This window comes from Jiangella endophytica (assembly GCF_003427025.1).
In the GTDB taxonomy this organism is placed as follows: domain Bacteria; phylum Actinomycetota; class Actinomycetes; order Jiangellales; family Jiangellaceae; genus Jiangella; species Jiangella endophytica.
On record NZ_QVAI01000002.1, the window covers coordinates 129024 to 154640 of the forward strand.

23 protein-coding genes and 1 riboswitch are annotated in these 25617 nt (G+C 71.7%); of the genes, 14 read left to right on the forward strand and 9 right to left on the reverse strand.

Translation table 11 applies throughout. The features are described 5' to 3' along the window. Positions 1-81 precede the first annotated feature (81 nt). From paaI to DZA62_RS04965, 3 genes are all read left to right on the forward strand, one after another. Positions 82-1995, forward strand: coding sequence for a hydroxyphenylacetyl-CoA thioesterase PaaI (gene paaI / locus DZA62_RS04955; protein WP_116947692.1), 1914 nt, complete (start codon positions 82-84; stop codon positions 1993-1995). Continuing rightward, the gene (gene pcaF, locus DZA62_RS04960) at positions 1992-3191 is read left to right on the forward strand and encodes a 3-oxoadipyl-CoA thiolase (RefSeq protein ID WP_116947693.1); all 1200 of its coding nucleotides are present in this window, start codon (positions 1992-1994) and stop codon (positions 3189-3191) included. The genes paaI and pcaF overlap by 4 nt, the downstream gene beginning before the upstream one ends. A 70-nt stretch (positions 3192-3261) precedes the next feature. Further along, positions 3262-3612, forward strand: a complete 351-nt coding sequence (locus tag DZA62_RS04965) for a hypothetical protein (RefSeq protein WP_116947694.1) — start codon at positions 3262-3264, stop codon at positions 3610-3612. Between the two features lie 61 nt (positions 3613-3673). Here DZA62_RS04965 and DZA62_RS04970 read toward each other — a convergent pair whose 3' ends face one another. The 4 genes from DZA62_RS04970 to DZA62_RS04985 all read right to left on the reverse strand — a co-directional run bounded on the left by DZA62_RS04970 (position 3674) and on the right by DZA62_RS04985 (position 8888). Then, positions 3674-5068 (reverse strand): dihydrolipoamide acetyltransferase family protein, encoded by a 1395-nt coding sequence (locus DZA62_RS04970; RefSeq protein WP_116947695.1) that lies wholly within the window; start codon positions 5066-5068, stop codon positions 3674-3676. Between the two features lie 11 nt (positions 5069-5079). Next, the gene (locus DZA62_RS04975) at positions 5080-6057 is read right to left on the reverse strand and encodes an alpha-ketoacid dehydrogenase subunit beta (protein WP_116947696.1); all 978 of its coding nucleotides are present in this window, start codon (positions 6055-6057) and stop codon (positions 5080-5082) included. Continuing rightward, the gene (gene pdhA / locus DZA62_RS04980) at positions 6054-7193 is read right to left on the reverse strand and encodes a pyruvate dehydrogenase (acetyl-transferring) E1 component subunit alpha (RefSeq protein WP_116947697.1); all 1140 of its coding nucleotides are present in this window, start codon (positions 7191-7193) and stop codon (positions 6054-6056) included. The genes DZA62_RS04975 and pdhA overlap by 4 nt, the downstream gene beginning before the upstream one ends. A 414-nt stretch (positions 7194-7607) precedes the next feature. Beyond that, complete coding sequence (locus DZA62_RS04985; RefSeq protein ID WP_116947698.1) at positions 7608-8888, reverse strand: thioester domain-containing protein; 1281 nt, start codon at positions 8886-8888, stop codon at positions 7608-7610. 200 nt (positions 8889-9088) lie between these two features. Here DZA62_RS04985 and DZA62_RS04990 point away from each other — a divergent pair, with 200 nt between their 5' ends. The 3 genes from DZA62_RS04990 to DZA62_RS05000 are packed head-to-tail and all read left to right on the forward strand — an operon-like array spanning position 9089 to position 11660. Further along, on the forward strand, positions 9089-9886 hold the full coding sequence (locus DZA62_RS04990) for a thioesterase family protein (protein WP_116947699.1): 798 nt from the start codon (positions 9089-9091) through the stop codon (positions 9884-9886). Between the two features lie 17 nt (positions 9887-9903). Continuing rightward, positions 9904-11058 (forward strand): sensor histidine kinase, encoded by a 1155-nt coding sequence (locus DZA62_RS04995; RefSeq protein WP_116947700.1) that lies wholly within the window; start codon positions 9904-9906, stop codon positions 11056-11058. Continuing rightward, positions 11055-11660 carry a response regulator transcription factor gene (locus DZA62_RS05000; protein ID WP_053206469.1) on the forward strand — a complete coding sequence of 202 codons (606 nt, stop codon included), beginning with the start codon at positions 11055-11057 and terminating at the stop codon, positions 11658-11660. Before DZA62_RS04995 ends, DZA62_RS05000 begins: the two co-directional genes overlap by 4 nt. A gap of 6 nt (positions 11661-11666) precedes the next feature. On the opposite strand, the gene DZA62_RS05005 is transcribed toward DZA62_RS05000, so the two are convergent. From DZA62_RS05005 to DZA62_RS05015, 3 genes are all read right to left on the reverse strand, one after another. Further along, positions 11667-12857, reverse strand: coding sequence for an Nramp family divalent metal transporter (locus tag DZA62_RS05005; RefSeq protein WP_198663488.1), 1191 nt, complete (start codon positions 12855-12857; stop codon positions 11667-11669). Between the two features lie 78 nt (positions 12858-12935). After that, on the reverse strand, positions 12936-13922 hold the full coding sequence (locus DZA62_RS05010) for a ribonucleotide-diphosphate reductase subunit beta (RefSeq protein WP_116947702.1): 987 nt from the start codon (positions 13920-13922) through the stop codon (positions 12936-12938). 13 nt (positions 13923-13935) lie between these two features. Further along, the gene (locus DZA62_RS05015; protein WP_116947703.1) at positions 13936-16491 is read right to left on the reverse strand and encodes a ribonucleoside-diphosphate reductase subunit alpha; all 2556 of its coding nucleotides are present in this window, start codon (positions 16489-16491) and stop codon (positions 13936-13938) included. Positions 16492-16660: 169 nt separating this feature from the next. Then, positions 16661-16894, reverse strand: a riboswitch (cobalamin riboswitch). A 184-nt stretch (positions 16895-17078) separates the two neighbouring features. Between DZA62_RS05015 and DZA62_RS05020 the strand changes: the two genes are divergently transcribed. Together DZA62_RS05020 and DZA62_RS35520 are read left to right on the forward strand one after the other, a co-directional pair. Further along, positions 17079-18041, forward strand: a complete 963-nt coding sequence (locus tag DZA62_RS05020) for an EamA family transporter (RefSeq protein WP_198663434.1) — start codon at positions 17079-17081, stop codon at positions 18039-18041. Positions 18042-18152: 111 nt separating this feature from the next. Then, complete coding sequence (locus tag DZA62_RS35520) at positions 18153-18317, forward strand: hypothetical protein (protein ID WP_157987485.1); 165 nt, start codon at positions 18153-18155, stop codon at positions 18315-18317. A 73-nt stretch (positions 18318-18390) separates the two neighbouring features. Here the strand turns inward: DZA62_RS35520 and DZA62_RS05025 are convergent, their stop codons facing one another. Together DZA62_RS05025 and hisC are read right to left on the reverse strand one after the other, a co-directional pair. Further along, positions 18391-19797, reverse strand: coding sequence for a tetratricopeptide repeat protein (locus DZA62_RS05025; RefSeq protein ID WP_116947704.1), 1407 nt, complete (start codon positions 19795-19797; stop codon positions 18391-18393). A 300-nt stretch (positions 19798-20097) separates the two neighbouring features. Beyond that, the gene (gene hisC / locus DZA62_RS05030; protein ID WP_116947705.1) at positions 20098-21180 is read right to left on the reverse strand and encodes a histidinol-phosphate transaminase; all 1083 of its coding nucleotides are present in this window, start codon (positions 21178-21180) and stop codon (positions 20098-20100) included. A 55-nt stretch (positions 21181-21235) separates the two neighbouring features. Here hisC and DZA62_RS05035 point away from each other — a divergent pair, with 55 nt between their 5' ends. The 6 genes from DZA62_RS05035 to DZA62_RS05060 all read left to right on the forward strand — a co-directional run bounded on the left by DZA62_RS05035 (position 21236) and on the right by DZA62_RS05060 (position 25613). Beyond that, entirely contained in the window at positions 21236-21610 is a 375-nt protein-coding gene (locus DZA62_RS05035) for a phage holin family protein (RefSeq protein WP_116947706.1), read from the forward strand. A 198-nt stretch (positions 21611-21808) separates the two neighbouring features. After that, the gene (locus DZA62_RS05040) at positions 21809-22246 is read left to right on the forward strand and encodes a hypothetical protein (protein WP_116947707.1); all 438 of its coding nucleotides are present in this window, start codon (positions 21809-21811) and stop codon (positions 22244-22246) included. An 11-nt stretch (positions 22247-22257) separates the two neighbouring features. Next, complete coding sequence (locus DZA62_RS05045; protein ID WP_116947708.1) at positions 22258-22794, forward strand: low molecular weight protein-tyrosine-phosphatase; 537 nt, start codon at positions 22258-22260, stop codon at positions 22792-22794. Further along, complete coding sequence (locus DZA62_RS05050; protein WP_198663436.1) at positions 22775-23641, forward strand: fructosamine kinase family protein; 867 nt, start codon at positions 22775-22777, stop codon at positions 23639-23641. Before DZA62_RS05045 ends, DZA62_RS05050 begins: the two co-directional genes overlap by 20 nt. A gap of 125 nt (positions 23642-23766) precedes the next feature. Further along, positions 23767-24840, forward strand: a complete 1074-nt coding sequence (locus DZA62_RS05055) for an ABC transporter ATP-binding protein (protein WP_116947709.1) — start codon at positions 23767-23769, stop codon at positions 24838-24840. Continuing rightward, positions 24837-25613, forward strand: coding sequence for an ABC transporter permease (locus DZA62_RS05060; protein WP_116947710.1), 777 nt, complete (start codon positions 24837-24839; stop codon positions 25611-25613). Before DZA62_RS05055 ends, DZA62_RS05060 begins: the two co-directional genes overlap by 4 nt. Positions 25614-25617 lie beyond the last annotated feature (4 nt).

A 25617-nucleotide genomic window follows, 5' to 3' on the forward strand; every position in this document is an offset into this window, starting at 1 on the left:
GCATGTGACAGACTAACGCACAGATGGCTCTACTCTGTCACAACGACCCGCCGCCCGTCCATGAGGGGAGACACTCGGAACATGGACGCGATCGCTCGTTCAGTGCCCGTCGGCGTCGTCGGCGCCGGGACCATGGGCGCGGGCATCGCCCAGGTGGCGGCGGCGGCCGGGCACGAAGTGCGGCTGTACGACGCGGCCGCCGGCGCCGCCGAGACCGCGGTCGAGACGATCTTCCAGCGGCTGGCGCGCGCGGTCGACAAGGGCCGGTTGCTCGCCGAGGAGGCCGAGGACGCCGTGAGCCGGCTGCACGCCGTCGCGACGCTCGAGGACCTCGCCGGCTGCGGCCTGGTGATCGAGGCCGTCGTCGAGGATCTGGGGGTCAAGCGGGCGCTGTTCACCGGGCTCGAGGCGGTCTGCGGTCCCGACGCGGTGCTGGCCACCAACACGTCGTCGCTGTCGGTCGACGCGGTCGCCGCCGAGCTCGCCCACCCGGCCCGGTTCGCGGGCCTGCACTTCTTCAACCCGGCGCCGTTGCTCCCGCTGGTCGAGGTGGTCAGCGGCGAGCACACGGATGCCGCGGTGGCGGACCTGCTGGTGGCGACGGCGCAGGCCTGGGGCAAGACCCCGGTGCGGGCGGCGTCGACGCCCGGCTTCATCGTCAACCGGGTGGCCCGCCCGTTCTACGGAGAGGCGTTCCGGCTGCTCGAGTCCGGCCGGGTCGACGCCGCGACGATCGACGCGCTGCTGCGCGAGTCCGGCGGCTTCCGGATGGGCCCGTTCGAGCTGGCCGACCTCATCGGCCACGACGTCAACCTCGCGGTGAGCCGCTCGGTGTGGGAGGCGTTCGGTCGCGACCCTCGGTTCACGCCGTCGGTGCTGCAGGAACGGCTGGTCGCCGACGGCCGGCTGGGCCGCAAGACCGGCGGCGGCGTCTACGCCGCGGACACGCCGCGCCCGGAGCCGGCGACGGCCGACCCGGTCCCCGCCGCACCGGCGGCGTGGGCCGGCGCAGGCGGGGTGGACCCGTCCGCACCGGGCTGGAGCGTGGGCACCGGCGAGGTCGAACTGCGGCCCACCGACGGGCGCACGGCCGCCCAGCACACCGGCGGCGGGCCGCGCACCGTCGTCCTGGTCGACCTCGCGCTGGACACGTCGCCGGCACGCGTCGGCATCGCCGCACCCGAGCACGCGCCGAAGGAGCATCTCGAGGCCGCGATCGGATTCCTGCAGGGCCACGGCTACGCGGTGACGGTGCTGCCGGACGTCCCCGGCCTGGTGGTGGCCCGGACGGTCGCGACACTCGCCGCCGCGGCCGCCGATGCCGTCGACTCCGGCGTCGCGACCGCCGAGGACGTCGACACCGCGATGCGCCTGGGCACGAACTATCCGCGCGGCCCGTACGAGTGGGGCTCCGCCCTCGGCTGGGACTGGGTGACCGGCGTGCTGGACGCGCTGGCCGCCGCCGACGACCCGGGCCGCTACCGGGTCTCGCCGCGGCTGCGCGACCGCGCCACGGCCGGCGACGGCTGGCGCGACGACGCGGAGGTCGCCGAGCGCGACGACCTGGCCCGCAATGCCGCCGAGGCGATGTGGTCGGCCGACGCCGCCTCGCGGGCCCTGGGTATGGCGGTCGAGCAGGTCTCGTCCGGCACGGCCGTGGTGAGCATGCTGGTCCGTCCCGACATGATCAACGGCCACGGCGTGTGCCACGGCGGCCTGGTGTTCGCGCTGGCCGACAGCGCGTTCGCCGTCGCTTGCAACACCCACAACCGGCGCACGGTCGCGCAGGGTGCGGACGTCACGTTCGTCGCGCCCGCCCACGAGGGCGACCGGCTGCTCGCCGTCGCCGACGAACGGCACCGTGGCGCGCGCAGCGGCATCTGCGACGTCACCGTGTACCGCGAGGATCCCGCGGGCCTCGAGACGATCGCCCTGTTCCGCGGCCGGTCGCGGGAGATCCCCGGCACGCTGGTGCCCGACGAGGAGGAGACATGACCGAGGCGTTCCTGGTCGGCGGCGTGCGCACCCCGATCGGCCGGTACGGCGGCGCGCTGTCGTCCGTGCGCCCCGACGACCTCGCGGCGCACGTGCTGCGTGCGCTGCTGGTCCGCCATCCCGAGGTGCCGGCCGACGCCGTCGACGAGGTCGTGCTCGGCTGCGCCAACCAGGCCGGTGAGGACAACCGCAACGTGGCCCGCATGGCCGTGCTGCTGGCCGGCTACCCGGCGACGGTGCCGGGCGTGACGGTGAACCGGCTGTGCGGCTCCGGGCTGGACGCGCTCGCCTACGCCGCCCGGGCCGTGCGCACCGGCGAGGCGGACGTCGTCGTGGCGGGCGGCGTCGAGTCGATGTCGCGGGCGCCGTTCGTCCTGCCGAAGGCGCAGTCCGCGTTCGACCGCGGCAACGCGCAGGTCTACGACACCACGATCGGCTGGCGGTTCGTGAACCCCGTGCTGGAGACCGCCTACGGCACCGACTCGATGCCCGAGACGGCGGAGACCGTCGCCGCCGAGTACGCGATCTCGCGCGCCGACCAGGACGCCTTCGCACTGCGCAGCCAGCAGCGGGCGGCCGCCCGGCGCAAGGAGCTGGCGGCCGAGATCGTCCCCGTCACCGTCCCCCGCAAACGCGGCGAGCCCGATGTCGTCGACGCCGACGAGCACCCGCGAGAGACCTCGCTCGAGGCCCTGGGGCGGCTGCGGCCGATCGTGCGGCCCGACGGCACCGTCACGGCCGGCAACGCGTCCGGCGTCAACGACGGCGCCGCCGCGCTGCTGGTGCTGAGCGCCGCCGCGGTCGAGCGCTACGGCGTCGAGCCGCTGGCCCGGGTCACCGGCGCGGCCACCGCCGGCGTCGAGCCGCGGGTCATGGGCCTCGGCCCGGTTCCGGCGACGCGCAAGCTGCTCACGAAGGCCGGCGTCGCGCTGGCCGACGTCGGGAACGTCGAACTGAACGAGGCGTTCGCGGCCCAGTCGCTGGCCTGCCTGCGGCTGCTCGGGCTGCCCGACGACGCCGAGCAGGTGAACCCGAACGGCGGCGCGATCGCGCTCGGCCACCCGCTGGGCATGAGCGGTGCCCGCCTCGCGCTGTCCGCCGCGCTGGAGCTGCAGCGGCGCGGGTCGCGGCACGCGCTGGCCACCATGTGCATCGGGGTGGGCCAGGGGATCGCCGTCCTCCTGGCCCGTCCCTGAGCCGACGTCGGCGCCGGGTTCCCCGTCGACCTCCGGCCCGTCGGCGCCGCGATGGGGCACGATGGGCCCTATGAGTGATGATCAGCTGGAGGACGGGGCGCACGAGGCGATCATCTACGACGAGGACGGCCTGCCCGTCGCCGTCGCCGACCTGGATCGGGTCTCGACCAGGGGCATGTGGCTGGCGTTCGCGCTGGCCGCCGAGAGCGGGCACCTCGAGAGGTTCACCCCCATCATCAACGACGCCCTCGAGGGAGCCGGCGACGAGGCCCAGTACATCCTGACCGCGGCGCTGCACACCCTCGGCGGGCTGCTGCTGAACGACGCCTTGACCATCGCGGAGTCCGCTGGCGTCGACATGCGCGGCACCATCCGTGCGGTGCGCGACGGCGAGGACTACCCGCCCGGCGGCCGGGCCTGAGGGCCTCCGCCGTGCCGGGCGTCGCGTGACGCCGCCGCACAGCGGAGGCCCAAGGCGTCGATCAGCCCCAGACCAGGGCGTTGCCCGGGTCGTCGAGCAGCGCGGCGATGTCGGCCAGGAACTTCGAGCCCTGCTCACCGTCGACCAGCCGGTGGTCGAACGACAGCGCGAGCGTGGTGACCCAGCGCGGCTTCACCCGGCCCTTGTGCACCCATGGCTGCTTGCGCACCGCGCCGAACGCGACGATGGCCGCCTCGCCGGGCGGCAGGATCGGTGTGCCGGTGTCGACGCCGAACACGCCGACGTTGGTGATGGAGATGGTGCCGCCGAGCATGTCCTCGGGCGGCGTCTTCCCCTCGCGCGCCGTGGCCGCCAGCTGGTTGATCGCCACCGCCAGCTCGCGCAGCGGCAGCAGATCGGCGTCCTTGACGTTCGGCACGACCAGCCCGCGGGGGGTGGCCGCGGCGATGCCGAGGTTGACGTAGCGCTGCACGATGATCTCGCCGGCGGCGTCGTCCCAGCGGGAGTTGACGTCGGGGTTGCGGCGAGCCGCGATGCAGACCGCCTTGGCCAGCACGGCCAGCGGCGACAGCTTCACGTCGCGGAACTCGCGGGCGTCACGCAGCCGCTCGACCAGTTTCATCGTGCGGGTGACGTCGACGGTGACGAACTCGGTGACGTGGGGAGCGGTGAACGCCGAGGTGGTGACCGCCTTCGCCGTGGCCTTGCGGACCGACCGGATGGCGACCCGCTCGTGCCGCGGCAGACCGGCCCAGCCGGTGCCGGCCGGCGGCACGGACGGGGCGGCGGGGACGGCGGCCGGCCCGGCGGCCGCGGCCTGGACGTCGTCGCGGGAGATGGTGCCGTTGGGGCCGGTCGGGCTGACGGTGGCGAGGTCGACGCCGAGATCCTTGGCGAGCTTGCGCACCGGCGGCTTGGCCAGCACCGACACCCGTGCGAAGGCCGGCTCGGGCGCCGGCGCGACCGGCGCCGGTGCGACGGGCGCGGGTGGGACGGGTGTGGGTGGGACGGGCGCCGCCGCGACGGGCGCGGCGGACGGCGCCGGCGCGGGAGCGGGAGTCTTGCGCTGCCGCCGCTTCGCCGTCGTCGACCGCGGGCCGTACCCGACCAGTACCGCCTGCCGCTCCCCCTCGGGCTCGGCCTCGGCCGCCGGTGTGGGCACGAGGTCCTCGGCCGGCGCGGGCGCCGCGCCGGCACCCGTGCGCACCGCGATGATCGGGGTGCCGACGTCGACCGTCTGCCCCTCGTCGACCAGCAGGGTCTCGACCACGCCGGCGAACGGGCAGGGCAGCTCGACCAGCGACTTGGCCGTCTCGATCTCGACGATGACGTCGTTGACCTTCACGTCGTCGCCGGGCTTGACCTTCCACGACACGATCTCCGCCTCGGTCAGCCCTTCGCCGACGTCGGGGAGGTTGAACTGCGACACACTCATGCAGACCCTCCTCAGTAGGCGAACGTGCGGTCGACGGCGTCGAGCACGCGGTCGAGGCCGGGGAGGTACTCCTCCTCGACCCGCGCCGGCGGGTACGGGGTGTCGTAGCCGGTGACGCGCTGGACCGGTGCCTCGAGCGAGTAGAAGCACTCCTCGGTGACGCGAGCGGCCACCTCGGCGCCGATGCCGAGCGTGCGCTGCGCCTCATGCACGACGACCAGCCGGCCGGTGCGCCGGACGGAGTCGTACACCGCGCGCAGGTCCAGGGGCGCGAGCGTGCGCAGGTCGATGACCTCCAGCGACCGGCCGTCGTCGGCGGCGGCCGCGGCGGCGTCGAGGCAGGTCTTCACCATGGGGCCGTAGGCCACCACCGTGGCGTCGGTGCCGGGTACCGCCACGCGCGCGGACTCGAGCGGGAGGTCGGCCGCGCCGTCGAGGTCGACCTCGCCCTTGGTGTAGTAGCGACCCTTGGGCTCGAAGAACACGACGGGATCGTCGAGCTCGATGGCCTGCTGGATCATCCAGTACGCGTCGAGTGGGTTGGAGCAGGTGACGACCTTGAGGCCCGGTGTGTGGGCGAAGTACGCCTCAGGGCTCTCGCTGTGGTGCTCGACGGCGCCGATGCTGCCGCCGAACGGGATCCGGATGACGATCGGCAGCCGCAACCGGCCGCCCGAGCGGTAGTGCATCTTCGCGACCTGGTTGACGATCTGGTCGTACCCGGGGAACACGAAGCCGTCGAACTGGATCTCGCATACCGGGCGGTACCCGCGCAGCGCCAGGCCGACCGCGGTGCCGATGATGCCGGACTCGGCCAGCGGGGTGTCGATGACGCGGTCTTCGCCGAAGTCCTTCTGCAGACCGTCGGTGACCCGGAAGACGCCGCCGAGCTTGCCGACGTCCTCGCCCATGACCAGCACCTTGGCGTCGTTCTCCATCGAGCGCCGCAGGCCGGCGTTGATCGCCTTGACGATGTTGAGGCTCGTCATCGGGCCACCTCCTCGGCGAAGCTGTCGAGGTACGCCGACATCGCCTCGCGCTGGGCGACGAGGTCGGGCGTCGGCTCGACGTAGACGTGGTCGAAGATCGACGCCGGGGTCGGGTCGGGCAGCGCCCGGCAGGCCGCCCGCAGGTGCACGGCCAGCTCCTCGGCCTCCTGCTCGACGCTGTCGAAGAACGCCTGGTCGGCGATGTCGCCGCGGACCATATAGGCCTTCACCCGCTCGATCGGGTCTTTGAGCTTCCAGTGCTCCAGCTCGGCGTTCAGGCGGTAGCGGGTGGGGTCGTCGGTGGTGGTGTGCGCGCCCATGCGGTACGTGAACGCCTCGACCAGCGTCGGGCCCTCGCCGTCGCGAGCCCGCTGCAGCGCCTCGCGCGTGACGGCCAGGCAGGCGAGGACGTCGTTGCCGTCGACGCGGACGCCGGGGAAGCCGAAGCCGGCGGCGCGGCGGTACAACGGCACCCGGGTCTGCCGCTCCAGCGGCTCGGAGATGGCCCACTGGTTGTTCTGGCAGAAGAACACCACCGGGGCGTTGACCACGCTGGCCCAGATGAACGCCTCGTTGACGTCGCCCTGGCTGGTGGCGCCGTCGCCGAAGTAGGCGATGACCGCGGCGTCGCGGTCGGGGTCGCCGGTGCCGATGGCGCCGTCGCGCTGAATGCCCATGGCATAGCCGGTGGCATGCAGCGTCTGTGCGCCGATGACGATCGTGTAGAGGTGGAAACGGGTCTCGACGGAGTCCCAGCTGCCTTGGTCGACGCCGCGGAACAGCGCCAGCAGCTTCACCGGGTCGACGCCGCGGCACAGGGCTACGGCGTGTTCGCGGTAGGTCGGGAAGACGTGGTCCTGGTCGCGCAGCGCGCGGGCGGACCCGACCTGGGCCGCTTCCTGGCCCAGCAGGCTGGCCCACAGTCCCAGTTCGCCCTGCCGCTGCAGGGCGACGGCCTCGCCGTCGACGCGGCGGCCCAGCACCAGGTCGCGGTACAGGGCGCGGACGTCGTCGTCGGTGATGTCCGCGATCAGGGCGTCGTAACGCTCATGCGGGACCCGCTGACCCTCGGGGGTGAGCAGCTGGACGAGCTCGGGATCGGGCGGGGTGGCCCCGGCCGCCGTCTCGACAGTCATGTGTCTCCTTCACGTCGTCGGCCCCGCAGGATTGCCGCGGGAGCCTGCTCCTCGTGACCACCGGCGGCGTGGGTGAGGACTACGGGTGGGTCCTCGCCCTCGCCGCGGTGCATGACCGTGACCGGAGTCACGACCTCGCTACCGCCACGGTACCCAGATCCGGGGTCGGACGGGTGCATCGCGGCGGCAGGTGGGGCTCATCCTGCAGCACCTGATGTCAGCCTGCCCGCTGGGGATCGCTCACAGGCTCGTCGTTCCGGACAAACTTCCTCGCCGTGACCCTGCAGTGACCGCACAAGTCGTCTGTCGTCCGACTAACCGCGGCCGCCGGGCCAGGAACGACGCGAAGCCGCGCGGTGCGCCCCGGAGGACGCGCCGCGCGGCTTCGGATGTGGCGTACGTTACTCCGGGCCGTTACTCACCGGCCGCGGCGAAGCGGCGACGCAGCAGGAACGCGGCCGCGGCGACCAGTCCCAGGCCGACCGCCAGCAGCAACGTCGGCGAGGCACCGGTGTCCGGCAGGTCCTCGTCCGGCGTCTCGCTCGGCGACGGCGTCGGGCTCTCGCTCGGCGTCTCCGACGGGGTCTCGCTCGGCGTGGGCGTCTCGGACGGGGTCTCGGTCGGCGTCGGGGTCGGCGTCTCCGACGGCGTCTCGGACGGGGTCTCGCTCGGCGTCGGCGTCGGGGTCGGGGTCGGGGTCTCGGTCGGGGCGGCGGTCCAGTCGACCGTTCCCTCGACCGTGAGCTCGGTCTTCTCCGACTGCGCCAGGATCAGCGACTGGGTGCGGATCTCCTCCACGGAGCCGACGAAGAGCCGTCCCGTGTTCAAGTTCGCCTCGGCGTGCAGCTGGACCGTGCCGTCGCCCGGCTCGGCGTCGGCCGGCACGTCCACGCCGAAGGTGTCGCCGTCGGCCAACTGGCCGTCGAGCGGCGCGCCGTCGGCGTCGACCAGCTCGACACCCTCGGGAAGGTCGGCGGTCACATCGACGGTCTCGGCGTTGGTGCTGACGGTGAACGGGCCGAGGACGCTGCCCACCTCGCCCGACAGCGACGTCGGGTCCAGGGTCAGCGCGGGCTCCGGCTGCTCGCCGATGCCGACGTTCTCCTCGCCGGTCAGGTAGTCGTAGAGCGCCAGGACGTCGGCGTCGATCTGGTCGTTCGCCGTGGTGATGTCGTCGCGGTCGACCGTCATGCCGTCGCTGAAGGTCCACACGGCCGCCGCGGTGGCAGTGATGGCCTCGTCGGCCGAGAGCCCGCCGTTGAACGCGACGTCGGGCAGCGCGGCCTCGATCTCCTCGACCGAGAGCACGGGGTACGAGTGCTGCAGCGCCCAGAGGATCCTGGGCGAGTTCGCGGTGAACGGCGCGCCGGGCACCGGGTAGGCGTCCCAGGGCACCTCCGACATCTCCACGTCGGGCGCCGCGATGGGCACGTTGAGCTCGACGCAGTAGGCCCGCAGCAGCGCGCCGTCGTCGGCCCGCAGCCCGAACAGCACGGCTGCCACGGTGCCATCGGCGTCGGTCCGGTTCACGTCGTAGGCGAAGTCGTGGCCCCCGGGGTCGAGGTTCGCCCGCGGCTCGACGCCGGACAGGTCGAACTCCGAAGCGGCGGCGGGGGTGAGGAACGCGCCCCCGGCCAGCACGCCGACGGCCAACGCGCCGGCACCGAGGCGGCGCCGGCTCGGAAGGGTGGACATAGAACTCCTTAGGGAAATGTCATCGCTCACGAAGGCAGGCGCCGCGGCACAGAGAAATGGCAAGAAAACGCCAGCGAAGCCCCCCAAGGCGGGCATCCTAGTTGATAAGCCCATTCACCCGGAAGACCGGGACGATCAGCGCCACGCACACGACCGTCGGCGCTGTCGATGTGGCGCGGAGTCGCATAGGGTCTTGACTCGTGCCTGACTTCGACGAAGCGTCGGCAACGCGCCGGGTGTCGCCCGGGCGCCACGACGTCGACATCGACGGGACCTGGTCGGTGGGCGACGTGCCGAACGGGGGCTACCTGCTGGCTCTGGTGCTGCGCGCGGTGCTGGCCGAGTCGGCGCACCCGCACCCGGTGAGCACCAACGCGCACTTCGTGGCGCCGCCCAGCGCCGGTCCGGCGCACGTGCTGGTCGACGTCGTGCGCACCGGGCGGACCATCGAGACCCTGCGAGCCACCCTGGTCCAGGACGACGAGCCGCGGGTCGAGGCCACCGTCACCACCAGCGTGCTGTCGCGTACGTCGCCGGTCGAGTGGGTCGGCCCGCCGCCGGAGCCGGTGGCGCCGGTCGACGAATGCATCCCGGCGGTCGTCGACCTCCCCGACGGCACCCACGTCGGCCTGCTCGAACACGTCGACCTGCGGCTGGACCCGCAGACCCTGGGCTGGTTCTCCGGCCGCCCGGCCGGCCAGCTGTCCATGCGCGGGCACGTCCGGCTGGCCGACGGCACCCAGCCCGACCCGGTGGTGCTGGCGCTGGCCGTCGACTCCCTGCCGCCGACGGTGTTCGGGCTGGGCCGGCTCGGCTGGGCGCCCACCGTCCAGCTGACGGTCCTCACCCGCAGCCTGCCGGCACCGGGCTGGCTGACGGTGCACCTGCGTGGCCGGCTGGTCCGCGACGGCTGGTTCGACGAAGAGGCCGAGGTCTACGACGCCGACGGCGCCCTGGTCGCCCAGTCGCGGCAGCTGGCCCGGATCCGGGTGACCTGAGCGGCGGGCCTGATCCGGTGAGCGTCACCGAGTCCGGCCGCCCGGACGTACGGCTGCGCCGAGCCCGCTGGGTGGTGCTGCTGTTCGCGCTGGTGGCGGCCGTCGCGACGGCGCTCGCCGGCGGACTCGTCGGGGTGCTCGGCGAGGACGACGCGACCCGGGCCGCACTGGGCGCGCTCGGTGTCACGCTGTTCTGCTCGGCCCAGGCCGGCGCGCTGTACGCGGTGCTGACGCCGTCGGTCGGCGAGCCGGCACGGCGGCGCCGGCTGGTCGCGTTCCTGCTGGCGGCGGCCGCATCCGTCCCGCTCGTCGGACCGGCCGACGCCGACGACTGGGAGACGTGGGCGTGGCTGGGCGGGCCGCTGGCCGGGTCGGCGCCGCTGCTGCTCGGCCGGGTCGCCGGGACCGCGCTGGCCGCCGTCGCCGTCGGGGTCTCGGCCCTGGTGGGCTGGTGGACCGGCGGGTCGGTGCCGACGTACGTCCTGCTCACGCTGATCAACGCGATCACGGTGGCGGCGCTGTGCGGGGTGCCCATGTGGCTGTGGGACCTGCTGGTCGAGGCGCGCGAGGGCCGGGTGGCGCAGGCACGACTGGCCGCGACCGAGGAGCGGCTGCGGTTCGCCCGCGACGTGCACGACCTGCTCGGGCACACGCTCTCGGTGATCGCGCTCAAGACCGAGCTGGCCGCCCGCCTCGCGCCCGTCGACGGCGACCGCGCCGGCCGCGAGGCCGAGGAGGCCCGCGCCCTGGCCGCGTCGGCGCTGAACGAGATGCGCCAGGTGGTGCACGGCTACCGGACGGTCGACCTCACCGGCCAGCTGGACGCGATCCGGCGCGTCCTGGAGTCCTCGGGCGTCCGCTGCACCGTCACCGGCTCGGCCGGGTCGCTGCCCGAACAGGTGAGCGCGCTGCTGATCCCGGTGCTGCGCGAGGCGAGCACCAACGTGCTGCGGCACAGCCGGGCCCGATGGTGCACCATCGACATCGGCAGAGAGGGTGACGAGGTGCGCATGACGGTGATCAACGACGGCGCCACGGGCGACGGCCCCGACGCGCACAGCTCCGGCCTGCGCGGGCTCGCCGACCGGTTGGCCGAGGCCGGCGGCACGCTGCGCTCCGACCGCGACGGCGACACCTTCACGCTCGACGTCACGCTGGCGGTGCGGCCGTGATCCGCGTGCTGCTGGCCGACGACGAGGAGCTGATCCGCACCGCCGTCGCCGCGCTGCTCGGTCTCGAGCCGGACCTCGAGGTGGTGGCGCAGGCACCGGACGGCCGGGCCGCCGTCGACGCCGCGCTGGCGCACCGGCCGGACGTCGTCGTCGCCGACCTGGAGATGCCGCGGCTGTCCGGCATGGAGGTGGCGGCCGAACTGGCCACCGCGCTGCCGTCCTGCGCCGTCGTCATCCTCACCGGGCACGGCCGGCCGCCGCACCTGCAACGGGCACTGACGGCGGGTGCGAAGGGCTTCCTGCCGAAGGGGTCGCCGGGCGGCACGCTGGCCGACGTCATCCGCCGCGTGCACGGCGGCGAACGCTACGTCGACCCCGGGCTGGCCGCCGATGCGCTGACCGCCCCCGTCAACCCGCTGACGCCGCGCGAGCTGGAGGTGCTCCGGCTGGCCGGCTACGACACCCCGGTCGCCGTCATCGCCCGGCGCACGCACCTGTCCCCCGGCACCGTCCGCAACTACGTGGCCGCGGCCGTCGCCAAGCTCGGCGCGTCGAGCCGGGCCGAGGCCGTGCGCATCGCCGACGAGAACGGCTGGCTCTGAGACCGGCTACCCGAGCACCGTCAGCGTCAGCAGCGCGACGTTGAGGCTGACGACGACCACGCTCACCAGCACCGCCAGCGCCGTCGTCAGCCGCGAGTTGGCCCACCGGCCCATGACCGACGACTTCGCCGTGACGGCGACCAGCGGGATGATCGCGAACGGGATGCCGAACGAGAGCACCACCTGCGAGAGCACCAGCAGCCACGTCGGCTCGGCGCCCGTGGTCAGGATCGCGACCGCCGGCACCAGCGTCACCAGCCGCCGCACCAGCAACGGAATGCGGCGCAGCAGCAGGCCCTCCATGATCACCGCGCCCGCGTAACAGCCCACCGACGTCGACGCCAGGCCGGACACCAGCAGCCCGACCGCGAACAGCGCGCCGACCGCCACCCCCAGCCCGGACTCGACGGCGGCGTGTGCCCCCGCGATGGTATCGGTGCCGTCGACCCCGCGCAGCGAGGCCGCCGCGACCAGAAGCAGCGCGATGTTCACGCTGCCGGCCACGACCATCGCGGCACCGACGTCGACCCGGGTGGCGCTCAGCAGCCGCCCGACCAGCCCAGGCTCCGGCGTGGCGCCGAAGCGGTCGCGGGCCAGCGCCGAGTGCAGGTACACCACGTGCGGCATGACCGTGGCGCCGAACATGCCGGCCGCCAGCAGCACCGTCTCGGTCCCCTCGAACCGCGGCACCAGCCCTTCGACCATGCCCGAGGGCGACGGCGGCTGGACGAACAGCCCGGCCACGAACCCGACGGCGATGACCAGCAGCGCCGTCGTCACGACCCGTTCGAAGGCGCGCTGCCCGCGGCCGTTCTGCACCGTCAGCAGCGCCATGGAGGCGACGCCGGTGATCAGGCCGCCGAGCCACAGCGGCAGGCCGAACAGCAGGTTCAGCGCGATGGCGCCGCCGACCACCTCGGCGATGTCGGTGGCCATCGCGACCACCTCGGCCTGCAGCCAGTACGCCAGCCGGCCGCCGCGGGGCAGCCGGTCGCGCAGCACCTCGGGCAGCGACGACCCGGTGACCACGCCGAGCTTCGCCGAGAGGTACTGCACCAGCCCGGCCATCGCCGTCGCCAGGACGAGCACCCACACCAGCAGGTAGCCGTAGCCGGCCCCGGCCGACAGGTTGGTCGCGACGTTGCCGGGGTCGACGTAGGCCACCGCCGCCACGAACGCGGGACCGAGCAGGCCCATCCCGGCGCCGGGCAGCCGAGTGACTGGCTCGGCGGACCGATCAGGCCGGCGACGCCGCACCCGTACGTACATGGGTCCCTATCCTCCGCTGGCTCGGGCGTCGACCTCGTAGCTGGTGTTGATGGACTCGAAGAAGTTCACCAGTTGCAGCGTGTCGTTCGCAGTCGCCATCCACTTGGCGGGATTGGCGACCTTGTAGTGCGGTTCGAAGCCCAGCTCCTCCAGCCGGCGGTCGGCCAGGTACTTCACGTACTGGTTGATGTACTCGGCGTTCATACCCAGGATGCCGGTCGGCAGCAGGTCGCGGTTGTACTGCTCCTCCATCGCGACGCCGTCGATGATCATCTGCTCGATCTCGGCGGCGAACTCCGGCGTCTGCAGCTCCGGGTTCTCGTCGAGCACGGTGAGGACGAGGTTGATGCCGAACTTCAGGTGCAGGCTCTCGTCGCGGACGATCCAGTCGATCAGCGACGCGAAGTTGCGCAGCAGGTTCCGCTGGCGGAAGCTCAGCGCCACCATGAACCCGCTGTAGAACCAGATGCCCTCGAGCACGATGTTGTAGGCGACCAGGTTCCGGACGAAGTCCTGCTTGCCCTCGACGGTGGTGACGTCCAGCGTCTGCTCGGCCATCCGCTTGATGTAGCGGACCTCGAACTCCTCCTTCGCCACCATCGACGGGATCGTGACGTGTGCGGCGTAGGCCTGCTCGCGGTCGATCGGGAACGTCTCGAGGACGTATTCGAAGGCCATGACGTGGTTGGCCTCCTCCCACATCTGCTTGGCGAGGTACAGGTGTGCCTCGGCCGCGCTCAGGTACGGGTAGACGCCGAACGCCAGCGCCTTGTTCACCAGCAGCTCGTTGGGGTTGAAGTAGCTCATCAGGAACGTCAGCGCGTGCCGTTCCTCGTCGGACATCTTCCTGAAGTCGGCCATGTCCTCGCCGAGCTGCACCTCGTGCGGGAACCACGTGTTCGCGACGGCCTGGTTGTACAGCTCGTAGGCCCAGGGATAGCGGACCGGCTTGAGCAGCAGGCCCTCCTGGATACCGGTGCCGAGAATGCTCATCGACGTGTCTCCTCTACTGGCAGGACTCGCACTGCAGCCGTTCCTGGGGATCGACGGGGCAGGCGATCGCCTCGTCGCCGGTGTCGACCAGGTCCAGCTCCGCGACGGTCTCGGGCTTGACGGGTTCGGGCACACGCTCCGGCGACAGCGGGGCGGGGGCCGGCGCCGGCGCCGCCGCCCGGGCCGCGCCGAAGCCGCGCCGTTGCCCGCCCGCCGAGGCGCCGGTGCCGGCCAGCGACTCGGCCTTGTTCACCCGGACGGTGCTCTGCTCAGCCGTGTGCCGCGGCTTGACGTGCAGGTAGTAGGTGGTCTTGACGCCCTTGGCCCAGGCGGCGGAGTAGATGTCGACGTAGTCGTCCAGGTCTCGGGTCTCGAGGTACATGTTGCGGCTGATGGCCTGGTCGATCCACTTCTGCGCTCGGGCCGCGACCTCGATGAACGCGTACGGCGACAGCTGGAACGACGTCTTGTAGATCGCCTTGAGATCGGCCGGGACGGCGTCCAGCGTGGACACGTCGCCCTGGGCGCGCAGCAGGTCCTCGCGAACCTCGTCCCACAGCCCTCGCTCCTTGAGGTCGGCCACCAGGTTGCGGTTGACCTCCAGGAACTTGCCCGAGCTGGTGGCCCGGCTGAACAGCTGCGAGAACTGCGGGTCCAGCCCCGGGGTGGTGCCGGCGACGAGGCCGATGGACGCCGTGGGGGCGATGGCCATCAGGGTGGCGTTGCGCATGCCGCCGCGGACCTTGTCGCGCAGCACGTCCCAGTCGAGCCGGCTGGCCCGCGAGACGGTGATCGGCACACCGCGCTCCCGCTCGGCGCGGTCGAGCGTGTCGATCGGGACCAGGCCACGGCTCCAGCCCGAGCCCTCGAAGTTGGCGTACGAACCCCGCTCGCGAGCGAGGTCGGCGCTCTCGTCGATGGCGTGGTAGCTGATGAACTCCATCAGCCGGTCGATGAGGTCGTAGGCCTGCTCGCTCTCGTAGGACCAACCCAGCCGCTCGACGACGTCGGTGAAGCCCATGACGCCGAGGCCGACGGCGCGGTTCAGCTCGTTGGACCGCTCGGACTCCGGCACCGACGAGACGGTGATGTCGATGAGGTTGTCGAGCTGCCGGACGGCGAGCCGGACGCTCTCGCGCAGCCGGTCCCACTCGACCCGGCCGTCGGCCAGGTGCGCCGACAGGTTGATCGACGCCAGGTTGCAGACGGCGATGTTGTCGCGGTCCTGCGGCAGCGTGATCTCGGTGCACAGGTTCGACAGGTGGATGGTGCCGGTGTTGTCGTTGAGTGCGCGGTTGTTGATGGTGTCCTTCCACGTCAGCCAGGGGTGCGACGTGGTCTGCAGCGCGACGAGGATGGCCCGGAACTGCTCGCGCGCCTTGATCCTGGTGAACGAGCGCAGTTCGCCGGCCTCGGCCGCCGCGGCGTACTCGGCGTAGCGGCGGCTGAAGGCGGCGCCGTACAGCTCGGGCAGGTCCCGCACCTCGAGGGGGTCGAACAGGTACCAGTCGTCGTCGTTGGCGACCCGGGTCATGAACTCGTCGGAGATCCAGACCGCGGTGTTGGCGGTGCGGACCCGCCGGTACGGGTCGCCGGCGTTCTGCTTGAGGTCGAGGAACTGCGGGAAGTCGAGGTGCCAGTTCTCGATGTAGAAGGCCAGCGCACCGAACTTCTTACCGCCGCGCGACACCGCCCGCAGCGTGGAGTCGATGGTGTGCATGAACGGGATCGGGCCGGTCGAGGCGGTGTTGTTGCTGCGGATGGGCGAGCCCTCGGCGCGCAGCTTCGTCACCGACAGGCCGATGCCGCCCGTCCCTTTGGTCAGCCACATGACGTCGCGCACGCTCTTGGCGATGTGCTCGATGTCGTCGTGCATCTCCATGACGAAGCAGTTCGACAGCTGCGAGTACGCCGTACCGGCGTTGACCAGCGTCGACCCGGCCGCCAGGTAGTCCAGGCGGGACATCTTGGCGTAGAACTCGACGGCCGTCGAGGTCGGGTCGGCCTCGTTCAGCGACAGTCCCATCGAGACGCGCATCCAGAAGAACTGCGGCACCTCCAGCCGGTGGCCGTCACGGTCGTTGATCATGTAACGGTTGCTCATGGTGACCGCGCCGATGTACTTCAGCAGGTCGTCGCGCGACGGCTCCAGCGCGGCGGCCAGCCGGTCGAGGTCGAAGTGGGTCACGAGCCGATCGTCGAGAAGCCCAGCGGCCACGCCCTCCGCCACGTAGCCGGGGAACCTCTGCCGATGCAGTTCGGCCAGCTGGTCCGGGGTCTCGTAGTCGCCCAGGACCCGCTTGTACACCGTCTTCAGCAGCACCCGCGCCGCGACGGTGTCGAACGCGGGGTCGTCGCGGACGTTCTGCAGGGCCACCTGGACGACGGCCTCGTCCAGCTGCTGACTGGTGATGCCGTCGAAGACGGTGATCTCGAGTTCGGACTGCAGCTGCGTGACCCGGGCGACCTGGTTGTCCAGGCCCACGCTGGCGGCCTCGATGGCCCGGGCGATCTTGTAGCCGTCATAGGGCTCCACCGACCCGTCACGCTTGACGACGCTGACGCTCATGCTCTCTCCTCGCGAGCTCGGCTGGCTCGGCCCGCGGCACTGAGGCAGGTTCTGGAGAGATGCGTCGCCGGCACCGCGCCTGGTGCGCTGGTGGCGCGGCGCGGCGGTGAGTACGTCGCCGTATCGTCCCCTGGCCCCTCCCTCGGGAGCCGCGGACCACCGCACGCGTGTGGCGTGCGGTGCGCTGGCAGGTCTTCGGACTCACGGGCACGGAGGCCACCTGGCGGGTGGCGTTCCATCTACTGGCCGTCGCTTCCCAGGCCCTCTCGCGTGGAGGGCCCAGTGCTTCGTTGACGGCGGTCGTTCCCGTTCACCGCTGCGGGGCAGTCCCGGACTCACACCGGGTTCCCTGTTGCCTCCACCGCTCTGGCTGAACGGTGGAACCAGCTGCAAGAGCCACAGTATCTGGTAGTTACAAAGATGCAAGTCACCTACATCTAGTGTCTCGCCAGCCGGTCGCTCACACCGTGACATATGCCGCGGAGGCGTTGTCCCGATATCGCAGCGACATGGCCGAAACTCGCTGTCGCTCCTGGCCGGCCATCCGCAACAATGAGCGCGGTCAGCACTGTTAGGAGGAGACGCTCGTGACCCAGGCGCCCGCACGGCCCACCATGATCTGGGCCGCGCTGATCGTCGTCTACATCGTGTGGGGCTCGACGTATCTCGCCATCCGGGTGGTGGTCGAGGCCGACATCCCGCCGTTCCTCGGCATGGGGCTGCGGTTCCTGGCCGCCGGACTGCTGATGCTGGGCTACCTGTGGCTCCGGCACGGCCGGGAACGGCTGCGGGTGAGCCCGCGCGAGCTGCGCGGGGCGGCCGTCATGGGGCTGCTGCTGCTCGTCCTCGGCAACGCGATGGTCGCGGTCGCCGAGCAGACGGTGCCGAGCGGTCTGGCCGCACTGGTCGTCGGGGCGATCTCGCTGTGGTTCGTCCTGCTCCAGGTCGCCGGCGGCCAGCGCCCGCCCGCGCTGACATGGATCGGCATCCTGGTCGGCCTGGCCGGCGTCGCGGTCATCTGCCTGCCCCGCGGCGGCATCGAGGGTGTCGAGGCGTGGGGCATCGGGATCCTGCTGTTCGGCACCATCTCGTGGGCGTTCGGGTCCTACTTCTCACCCCGCCTCGGGCTGCCCCGTAACGCGCTGGTGGCCTCGGCGTACGAGATGCTGACCGGCGGCGTGCTGCTGCTGATCGTGTCGGCCGCGACCGGCGAGTTCGCCGACCTGCACGTGGCGTCGGTGCCGGCGAAGGGCTGGCTGGCACTCGTGTACCTGATCGTGCTGGGTTCACTGCTCGCCTACACGGCCTACGGGTACCTGCTGGCGCACGCACCGTTGTCGCTGATCGGGACGTACGCCTACGTGAACCCGGTGGTCGCGGTCATCCTCGGCTGGGCGATCCTGGCCGAGCCGGTGACGTCGATCGTGCTGGCCGGCGGCGCGCTGGTCGTCGGCGGCGTCGTGCTGGTGGTCAACGGCGAACGGACGCCCACCACGGGGCCGCGCGCCGAGCCGGCACCGGACCGCGCGCCCGACGAGGCCGTGGTCTGAGTCGATCATTCAGAGCCGTTGACATTTCGTCGCGCAAGTTGCAATGATTCACGGCACTCTTCCGAAAGGGCGCGTTTGTCGCGTCCAAGCCGCCGGAAGGAGGTGAGAGACGTGATCCGAAGGATTGCCCTCGCGACGCTGGTCGCCGTGGCGGGCCTCACCGGGACCGCGGTCGTCGCGGTCGGCGGCCTCGGCGGCGCCCCCGCAGAAGTGGCCCCCTGGAACGATGACGGCGTGCGCAACACGCCAGACGGCGGCTCCGACTTCTGTTGCTGATCGGCTCGGACGCACCGATGCCCCAGCGCTTCCGGCGCTGGGGCATCGGTGTGTTGCGAGGTGCCTGTGACCGTCAGGCCGAGGCCGACGAGAGACCGAGCGGGCCGTCGAGACCCCCGGTGACGGCTTCGTCGGCGAGACCGGCCGGGATGTGCGGACCCACGCGGACCGACCGCAGCGCGTTGTCGTAGGCATCGAGCGCCGCGTCGGTGCGACCGAGGTCGCGGTAGAGGTCGGCCAGCTCACGCCAGGCCAGCGCCGCCACGCGCGACGCCCCCATGGACTCGAGCGCCGAAGCCGCCAGTGCCGCCTCGCGGATGCTCTGCTCGACGTCGCCCTGGGCACGCAGCACCCGTGCCAGGGTGAGCCGCGCGAGCGCCCCGCCCATCCGCGGCTGGTCGCCGAGCTCGCGCAGCGCGAGGTCGGCCGCGTCGCGAGCGTCGTCCAGCCGGCCGAGGCGCAGCAGGGCTTCGGCGCGCTTGGTGCCGAAGCTGGCGATGTCGGTGGCGCTGCCATGCTGGCGGATGGCCGCCTCGACGCCGTCGAGGATGGTCAGCGCCTCCTGCGCCCGAGGCTCGCTGCCCTGGAGCAGCAGCCAGGCGTGTGCCAGCCGCAGCCGGGCGAGGTTGCGGAGGTCGTCGCCCTCGCCGAACATCGCCAGCGCGCGGTCGACCAGGTTCAGCGCCAGCGCCAGCTCGCCGCGGGACTCCGCGATGAGCGAGGCGTTCCAGTACGCCGCGCCGCGAGTGTGCGGCGTGCCGATGCGGTCGGCGGCGGCCACCAGCTCGGCGGCGAGCGCCTTGGAGCGCACGAGGTCGCCGCGGCCGGAGTAGGCGCCGAGGACCGTGCACCCGAGGCGGATGTACTCGTCGGTGCTCTCGAGCCCGAGGTCGAAGGCCGCGCGGCGGGCCTCCTCGCCGACCTGGATGGCCATGTCGTAGTCGCCGGCGCGGTCGTAGCACCGGGTCAGCGCGATGGCGACGTCGAGCCAGGACTGCACCGCGGGCGTCTGCCGCGCTTCGTCGGCCAGCTCGCTGAGGATCTCGATGGCGCCCTCGAGGTCGCCGGTGCGCTCGCGGGCCAGTGCCCGGCCCAGACGGGCGGCGCGGCTCTGCTCGTCGTTCAGACCCGGATCGCCGACCAGCGTGGTGAACTGCTCGTAGGCTTCCTCGGGCCGGCCCTCGCGCAGCGCCATCTCGGCGCGGCCCAGGGCCAGGCGGGCCTTGGTGCGGACGGACGCGTCGACGCCGTCGCGCAGGTACTCGACGTCGATGCGCAGCCTCTCGGCGATGTGCGCGAGCGCGGACGACGCCGGCTGGCGGCGGCCGCTCTCGACGAGCGAGACGTAACTGGGGGACAGCATGCCCTCTGCGATCTCTGCCTGGGAGAGACCGAGCTCCAACCGGCGGGATCGGATACGCTGCCCGACGGGCGTCGGAAGCGGCGCCTCGTCCACTGTTGCTGGCTGGTCTTCTGTCATGACAGTATTGGACTACAGTCAGTCACATTTTGCCAGTCCAAATGCCGACTTTAGGAGTTCGATCTAGATGGGGCGTGCCAAGCGAGTTGTGATCGCGGTTGTCGCATCGTTCGCACTCACGTTCACGGTGAGCGCACCTGCGGTTGCCGCCTTCTCGCCGACCGCGAGCCCTGGAGACTTCTGCTGCTGACGCAGTAGCCATAGACCGCACGGACGGCGTCCGGCGTCTCGCCCCCCGAACGCAGGACGCCGTCCGTGCTCATTCGCCCAGCGTCCTGGGATCAGTGCTCGGAGGTCGCGTCAGCGTGCCTTCCACTCGCCGGTCAGTCGAATGAGCCTGTCATTGGCCTCCTGCTCGGCGATCGTGACCCGGCAGCCGTCGCCCGCGAAAGGCCGCACGACCAGCCCCGCGTCCTCACAGAAGCGGGCGAAGTCGACGGTCTGCCCACCCAGCGCCAGCCACACGAAGTTCGCCTCGGTGTGAGGTATCTCCCACCCCTGCCCCACCAGGGCGTCGTACACCCGCGTCCGCTCCCCGACCAGCGCCTCGACCCGCTCGAGCAGCTCGGCCTCGCGGGCCAGCGACTCGACGGCGGCCCGCTGGGCGATGCCGGAGACGCCGAACGGCACCGCGGTCTTGCGCAGCGCGTCGGCCACCTCGTCGTGCGCGATGGCGAAGCCGACCCGCAGCCCGGCGAGACCGTACGCCTTCGAGAACGTCCGCAGCACGCACACGTTGCCGTGCTCGCGGTAGGCCTCGATGCCGTCGGCGGCCTCGGGGTCGCGGACGAACTCGCGGTACGCCTCGTCGACGACCACCAGGACGTCCTCGGGCACCCGGCGCAGGAACGCCGTCAGCTCGGCGCGCGTCACGACCTGACCGGTCGGGTTGTTCGGCGTGCACACGAACACCACGCGGGTGCGATCGGTGATGGCGTCGGCCATGGCCGTGAGGTCGTGTCGCGCACCGGGCGCCAGCGGCACCTGCACGGCGGTGGCGCCGGAGATGCCCACCACGATCGGGTACGCCTCGAACGACCGCCATGCGTAGACCACCTCGTCGCCCTCGGCAGCGGTGGCCTGGACGACCTGCTGGAGCACGCCGACGCTGCCGGTGCCCGTGGCCACGTGCTCCGGCGGCACGTCGAAGCGGTCGGCCAGCGCCGAGACGAGGCCGGTGGCGAACATGTCCGGATAGCGGTTCAGCGACCCCGCGGACGCGGCGACGGCCTCCAGCACACCCGGCAGCGGCGGGTACGGATTCTCGTTCGACGAGATCTTGAACGCCGGCTCCGCACCGGCGCCCGGCGCCGCCGGCCGGCCCGGCTTGTAGGACGGCAGACCGTCGAGAGCCTTGCGAATGCGCACCTGGGAACCGCTCATGTTCCGCACGATAGCCGCTCCCACGGAGGGCCTCCGATGTGTACGCTCGGCAGCCGTGACGTCCTTCATCATCCGCCTGCTCGTCAACGGATTCGCCCTGTGGGTGGCGACCCGGATCGTCGACGGCGTGACCATCAGCTCTGACAGCACGTCAAGCGAGCTACTGACCTTGCTTGTCGTGGCCCTGATCTTCGGACTCGTCAACGCGTTCATCAAACCAGTGGTCCAGTTGTTGTCACTGCCATTGTTGATCTTGACTCTCGGCCTGTTCACGTTGATCGTCAACGCGCTGATGTTCGAGCTGACCTCGTGGATCGCCGACGTGCTCGACGTGCCGTTCCACGTCGACGACTTCTTCTGGTCGGCGGTGCTCGGTGCGCTCGTGGTCTCGTTCGTCAGCTGGATCCTGAATCTGTTGTTGCCGAACTGACGAACGGGGCACGGCCGGTCGTCCGTCCGTCGTCGTGGAGTGGGCCTTAACGCCAACTTGATACGACCCTTCTTCCGCTGGGCCGATGTTTGACGTACCTTTGGCCCTAGCATCCTCTGCACGACGGATAGGCGCCCGTTTCTGCTGGCGCCACGGGGGTTCGTTGTGCCCTGAACTCAGTGTGGGCATGGTGAACAAATGACGATCGGCTACGGCCCCGTCGGATCGGTTCTGACCGAACAACCTCCTTCGGGCCATCAGCGCGCCCGGCACCCGGATCGCGGCACCTCTCCGTCGCGACCGGTACCTCTCGCGGTCACCACGCCGCCGGGATATCCGGAACCCGACACCAACCGGCACGCGCTGACGGGCTCGATGGTCTACGAGGTCGTCTACGACGATCCGCATGGCAACCCGATGCTCGCCTTCGCCGACGGCCAGTGGTTCGATGTCACCTCCTTCTCGCCACGTCCGGTGTCGGTCCGGCACGCGCTGCGCCGTGATCCCGCGTGGTCGGGCGCCGTCGTGCAGACCATCTGTCTGTGGATGCGTAGCAACCCGAACCACGAGCGGTCCTTCGATCTGGCCACCGAGCTCGCGTTGGCCGTCGGGGAGCTGGCGCGCCAGCGCCGCTGAGGCGCCCGGCCGTGACCGACCCGAGCACCCCATACCGCGTCTGCGTCGTCTGCGCCGGGAACATCTGCCGGTCGCCCATCGCCGAGTTCGTGCTGCGTCACCGCCTCGAGGGGGCCGGCCTCGGTGACCTCGTCACGGTCGACTCCGCCGGCACCGGCGGCTGGCACGCCGGCCAGCAGGCCGACCCGCGCGCCCTCGCCGCGCTGCACGACCACGGCTACGACGGCAGCGACCACCGGGCCCGGCAGTTCCGCCGTGAGTGGTTCGCCGACGTCGATCTCGTGCTGGCCCTCGATCGCGACAACTTCGCCGACCTCAGCACGCTGGCTCCCGACGACGACGCCCGCGCCAAGGTGCAGTTGCTGCGCAGCTACGACCCCGACGCCGAGGCCGGCGACGACACCGAGGTCCCGGACCCCTATTACGGCGACGCCGCGGCGTTCGAGCGGGTCCTGCTCATGATCGAGCGGGCGTCCGACGGCTTCGTGACGGCTGTGAGCGAGGAGATCGAACTCGACGTGCCGGGCGGTGAGCCCAGTCGACAGTGAGCATCTGCACACGTTGCTGGGCACCGCCGTCGAATCGCTCACCCCGGTCGGCGGCGGTTCCATCTGCGAGGCGCGGCGAGCCCGGCTCGGCGACGGCCGCACCGTCTTCGTGAAGACCCGGGCCGGCGCTCCGGAGGGATTCTTCCGGGCCGAGGCGTTCGGCCTGGAGCGACTGGCGGCGGCCCGAGGCGGCGTCCCCGTCCCGCAGGTGCTCGCGCACGACGAACGCTGCCTCGTCCTCGAATGGGTCACGACGGGTGTCCCGTCCGCGGCGGCCGCCGAACGGTTCGGCCGAACCCTCGCCGCGACGCACCGGCACGGCACCGACGTGTTCGGTTCCGCCCACGGCGCCGGCTGGATCGGCAGCCTCGACCTGCCCCAGGGTCCATGGCGGCACTGGGCGGACCTGTGGGCGTACGGACGCCTCGAGCCGTACCTGCGCACGGCCCGCAAGGCCGGCACCGTCGACAAGCGCACCGTCGCCGACGTCGAGAAGGTCATCGCCGAGCTGCCCCGGCTGGCCGGCCCGGCCGAACCGCCTGCGCTGATCCACGGCGACCTCTGGGCCGGCAACGTGTTGTGGACCGAGACCGGCGCCTACCTCGTCGATCCCGCCCTGCACGGCGGGCACCGCGAGACCGACCTCGCCATGCTCACGCTGTTCGGGTTGCCGCACCTCGACCGCGTCCTCGCCGCCTACGACGAGGCCTGGCCGCTGGCCGCGGGCTGGCGCGAACGGCTGCCGCTGCATCAGCTGCATCCGGCGCTCGTCCACGCCGTGCTCTTCGGCGGTTCCTACGGCGCCCAGGCCGGCCGGCTGGCCCGCCAGGCGCTGCGCGCCGGCTGATCATCCGGGTTCGCCGGGCTTGCCCCTCCTCCTGAGGTCGGACACGCACCTTCCGCAGCGCGAATGAGCTGGCCGGGGCCGCTCAGCGGGTAGGTTCGCAGCGACCGACCAACGATCGGGAGATCATGATCACGGCCAAGGGGCTACACAAACGATACGGCGCGAAGACCGCCGTCGATCATCTGTCGTTCGAGGTGCGTCCCGGCATGGTGACGGGCTTCCTCGGACCCAACGGCGCGGGCAAGTCGACGACGATGCGGCTCATGCTCGACCTCGACAACGGGGGCGGCGAGACGCTGTTCGACGGTCGCAGGTTCGGCACGATCATGCACCCGATGCGTGAGATCGGCGCCGTGCTCGAGTCGAAGGCGTTCCACCCGACCCGCACCGCCCGCAACCACCTGAGGATGCTGGCCGCGGGCAGCGGCATCGCATACCACCGGGTCGACGAGGTGCTCGAGTTCGTCGGCCTCACCGAGGTGAAGAACAAGAAGCCGAAGAACTTCTCCCTCGGCATGGCACAGCGGCTCGGCCTGGCGCAGGCCCTGCTCGGCGACCCGAAGACGCTGATCCTCGACGAACCGGCCAACGGCCTGGACCCCAGCGGCATCCACTGGCTGCGCACCGTCCTCAAGTCGCTGGCCGACCAGGGCCGCACGATCTTCGTCTCCAGCCACCTGCTGTCCGAGATGGCGTTGATGGCCGACCAGCTGGTGGTCATCGGCCGCGGCAAGATGATCTACAACGGCGACGTCGACGGCTTCGTCCGCGACTTCACCCAGTCCAGCGTGCTGGTGCGCAGCCCGCAGGCGGCCCAGCTGGCCGAGCTGCTGCGCCGGGTCGACGGCGTCACCGTCGACGAGGTGCCCGAGGATCGCCACGCGCCGGGCGCAGACCCGGCCGCGGCGCCGGCTCCGTCGCCGGCCCTGCGGGTGTCCGGCATCGAGACCGCCGCCGTCGGCGAACTGGCCTTCCAGAACAACGTCATGCTGCACGAACTGGTCACCCAGACCGCCTCGCTGGAGACCGCCTTCATCACCGCGACCGGCGAGTCCGAGGAGTACGTCGCGCACGACCTCGGGCCGGCCGGCAGCGCTCCCGGCTCCGCGCCGGCCCCGGCGCACCAGGCCGGTCCGCCCGCGGCACCACCCGTCCCGCCGGTGCAACCCGGCGGCCCGACCGCGGGAGGTGCGGCATGAGCAGCGCGCTCCGCTTCGAATGGGTGCGGCTGCGCACCCTGCGCTCGACCTACTGGCTGAGCGGCATCGGCGTGCTCATCACGGCCGGCGTGGCGTTCATCATCGCCTACGCCACGCGCAACGACCCGCTCGACGTCGACATCACGGCCCAGGTGCTCACCGGTGGCGCCGAGTTCGCCACGTTCATCCCGGTGTTCATGTCGATCATCGGTGTCTTCTCCACCGGCCACGAGTATCGGCACGGCACCATCCAGCCGACGCTGACGGCCATCCCGCAGCGGTCCCGGCTGCTGCTGGCGAAGATCGTCATCGTCAGCCTGTGGTCCGTGCTGGTGGTGGCGGTGTCGCTGGCGGTCAACCTCGGTCTCGGGCTGATCTTCTGGGGCGAGCTGCCGTCGTTCGACAACCCGCTCGACGAGGTCATCCCCGGCTACTTCCTGCTGGTGGTCCTGTACGCCATCTGCGGGCTCGCGCTCGCCCAGTTGTTCCGCGGTGTGCCGAGCGCCATCGTCGTGCTGCTGGTCACGCCGCTGCTGGTCGAAGGGCTGATCTCCGGGCTGTCGCTGGTGCCGGCGCTGGACTGGCTGCAGCCGGCGCTGAAGTTCCTGCCGTTCTCGGCCGGTGGGCGGCTGCTGGCCACGAGCCCGTATGAAGCGAACGGCGGACCGGAGTTCGACCCGCTGAGCCGCTGGGAGTCCGGTGGCGTGTTCGCGGCGTTCGTCGCGCTCATCCTGGCTGTCGCCTGGTACCTGTTCAAGAAGCGCGACGCGTGACGGC

Excerpts from the sequence above, each read along its gene's own strand:
- paaI (WP_116947692.1), top strand. The coding sequence starts at position 82 with ATGGACGCGATCGCTCGTTCAGTGCCCGTCGGCGTCGTCGGCGCCGGG.
- pcaF (WP_116947693.1), top strand. The coding sequence starts at position 1,992 with ATGACCGAGGCGTTCCTGGTCGGCGGCGTGCGCACCCCGATCGGCCGG.
- DZA62_RS04965 (WP_116947694.1), top strand. The coding sequence starts at position 3,262 with ATGAGTGATGATCAGCTGGAGGACGGGGCGCACGAGGCGATCATCTAC.
- DZA62_RS04970 (WP_116947695.1), bottom strand. The coding sequence starts at position 5,068 with ATGAGTGTGTCGCAGTTCAACCTCCCCGACGTCGGCGAAGGGCTGACC.
- DZA62_RS04975 (WP_116947696.1), bottom strand. The coding sequence starts at position 6,057 with ATGACGAGCCTCAACATCGTCAAGGCGATCAACGCCGGCCTGCGGCGC.
- pdhA (WP_116947697.1), bottom strand. The coding sequence starts at position 7,193 with ATGACTGTCGAGACGGCGGCCGGGGCCACCCCGCCCGATCCCGAGCTC.
- DZA62_RS04985 (WP_116947698.1), bottom strand. The coding sequence starts at position 8,888 with ATGTCCACCCTTCCGAGCCGGCGCCGCCTCGGTGCCGGCGCGTTGGCC.
- DZA62_RS05005 (WP_198663488.1), bottom strand. The coding sequence starts at position 12,857 with ATGGGCCTGCTCGGTCCCGCGTTCGTGGCGGCGGTGGCCTACGTCGAC.
- DZA62_RS05010 (WP_116947702.1), bottom strand. The coding sequence starts at position 13,922 with ATGAGCATTCTCGGCACCGGTATCCAGGAGGGCCTGCTGCTCAAGCCG.
- DZA62_RS05015 (WP_116947703.1), bottom strand. The coding sequence starts at position 16,491 with ATGAGCGTCAGCGTCGTCAAGCGTGACGGGTCGGTGGAGCCCTATGAC.
- DZA62_RS05025 (WP_116947704.1), bottom strand. The coding sequence starts at position 19,797 with ATGACAGAAGACCAGCCAGCAACAGTGGACGAGGCGCCGCTTCCGACG.
- hisC (WP_116947705.1), bottom strand. The coding sequence starts at position 21,180 with ATGAGCGGTTCCCAGGTGCGCATTCGCAAGGCTCTCGACGGTCTGCCG.
- DZA62_RS05040 (WP_116947707.1), top strand. The coding sequence starts at position 21,809 with ATGACGATCGGCTACGGCCCCGTCGGATCGGTTCTGACCGAACAACCT.
- DZA62_RS05055 (WP_116947709.1), top strand. The coding sequence starts at position 23,767 with ATGATCACGGCCAAGGGGCTACACAAACGATACGGCGCGAAGACCGCC.
- DZA62_RS05060 (WP_116947710.1), top strand. The coding sequence starts at position 24,837 with ATGAGCAGCGCGCTCCGCTTCGAATGGGTGCGGCTGCGCACCCTGCGC.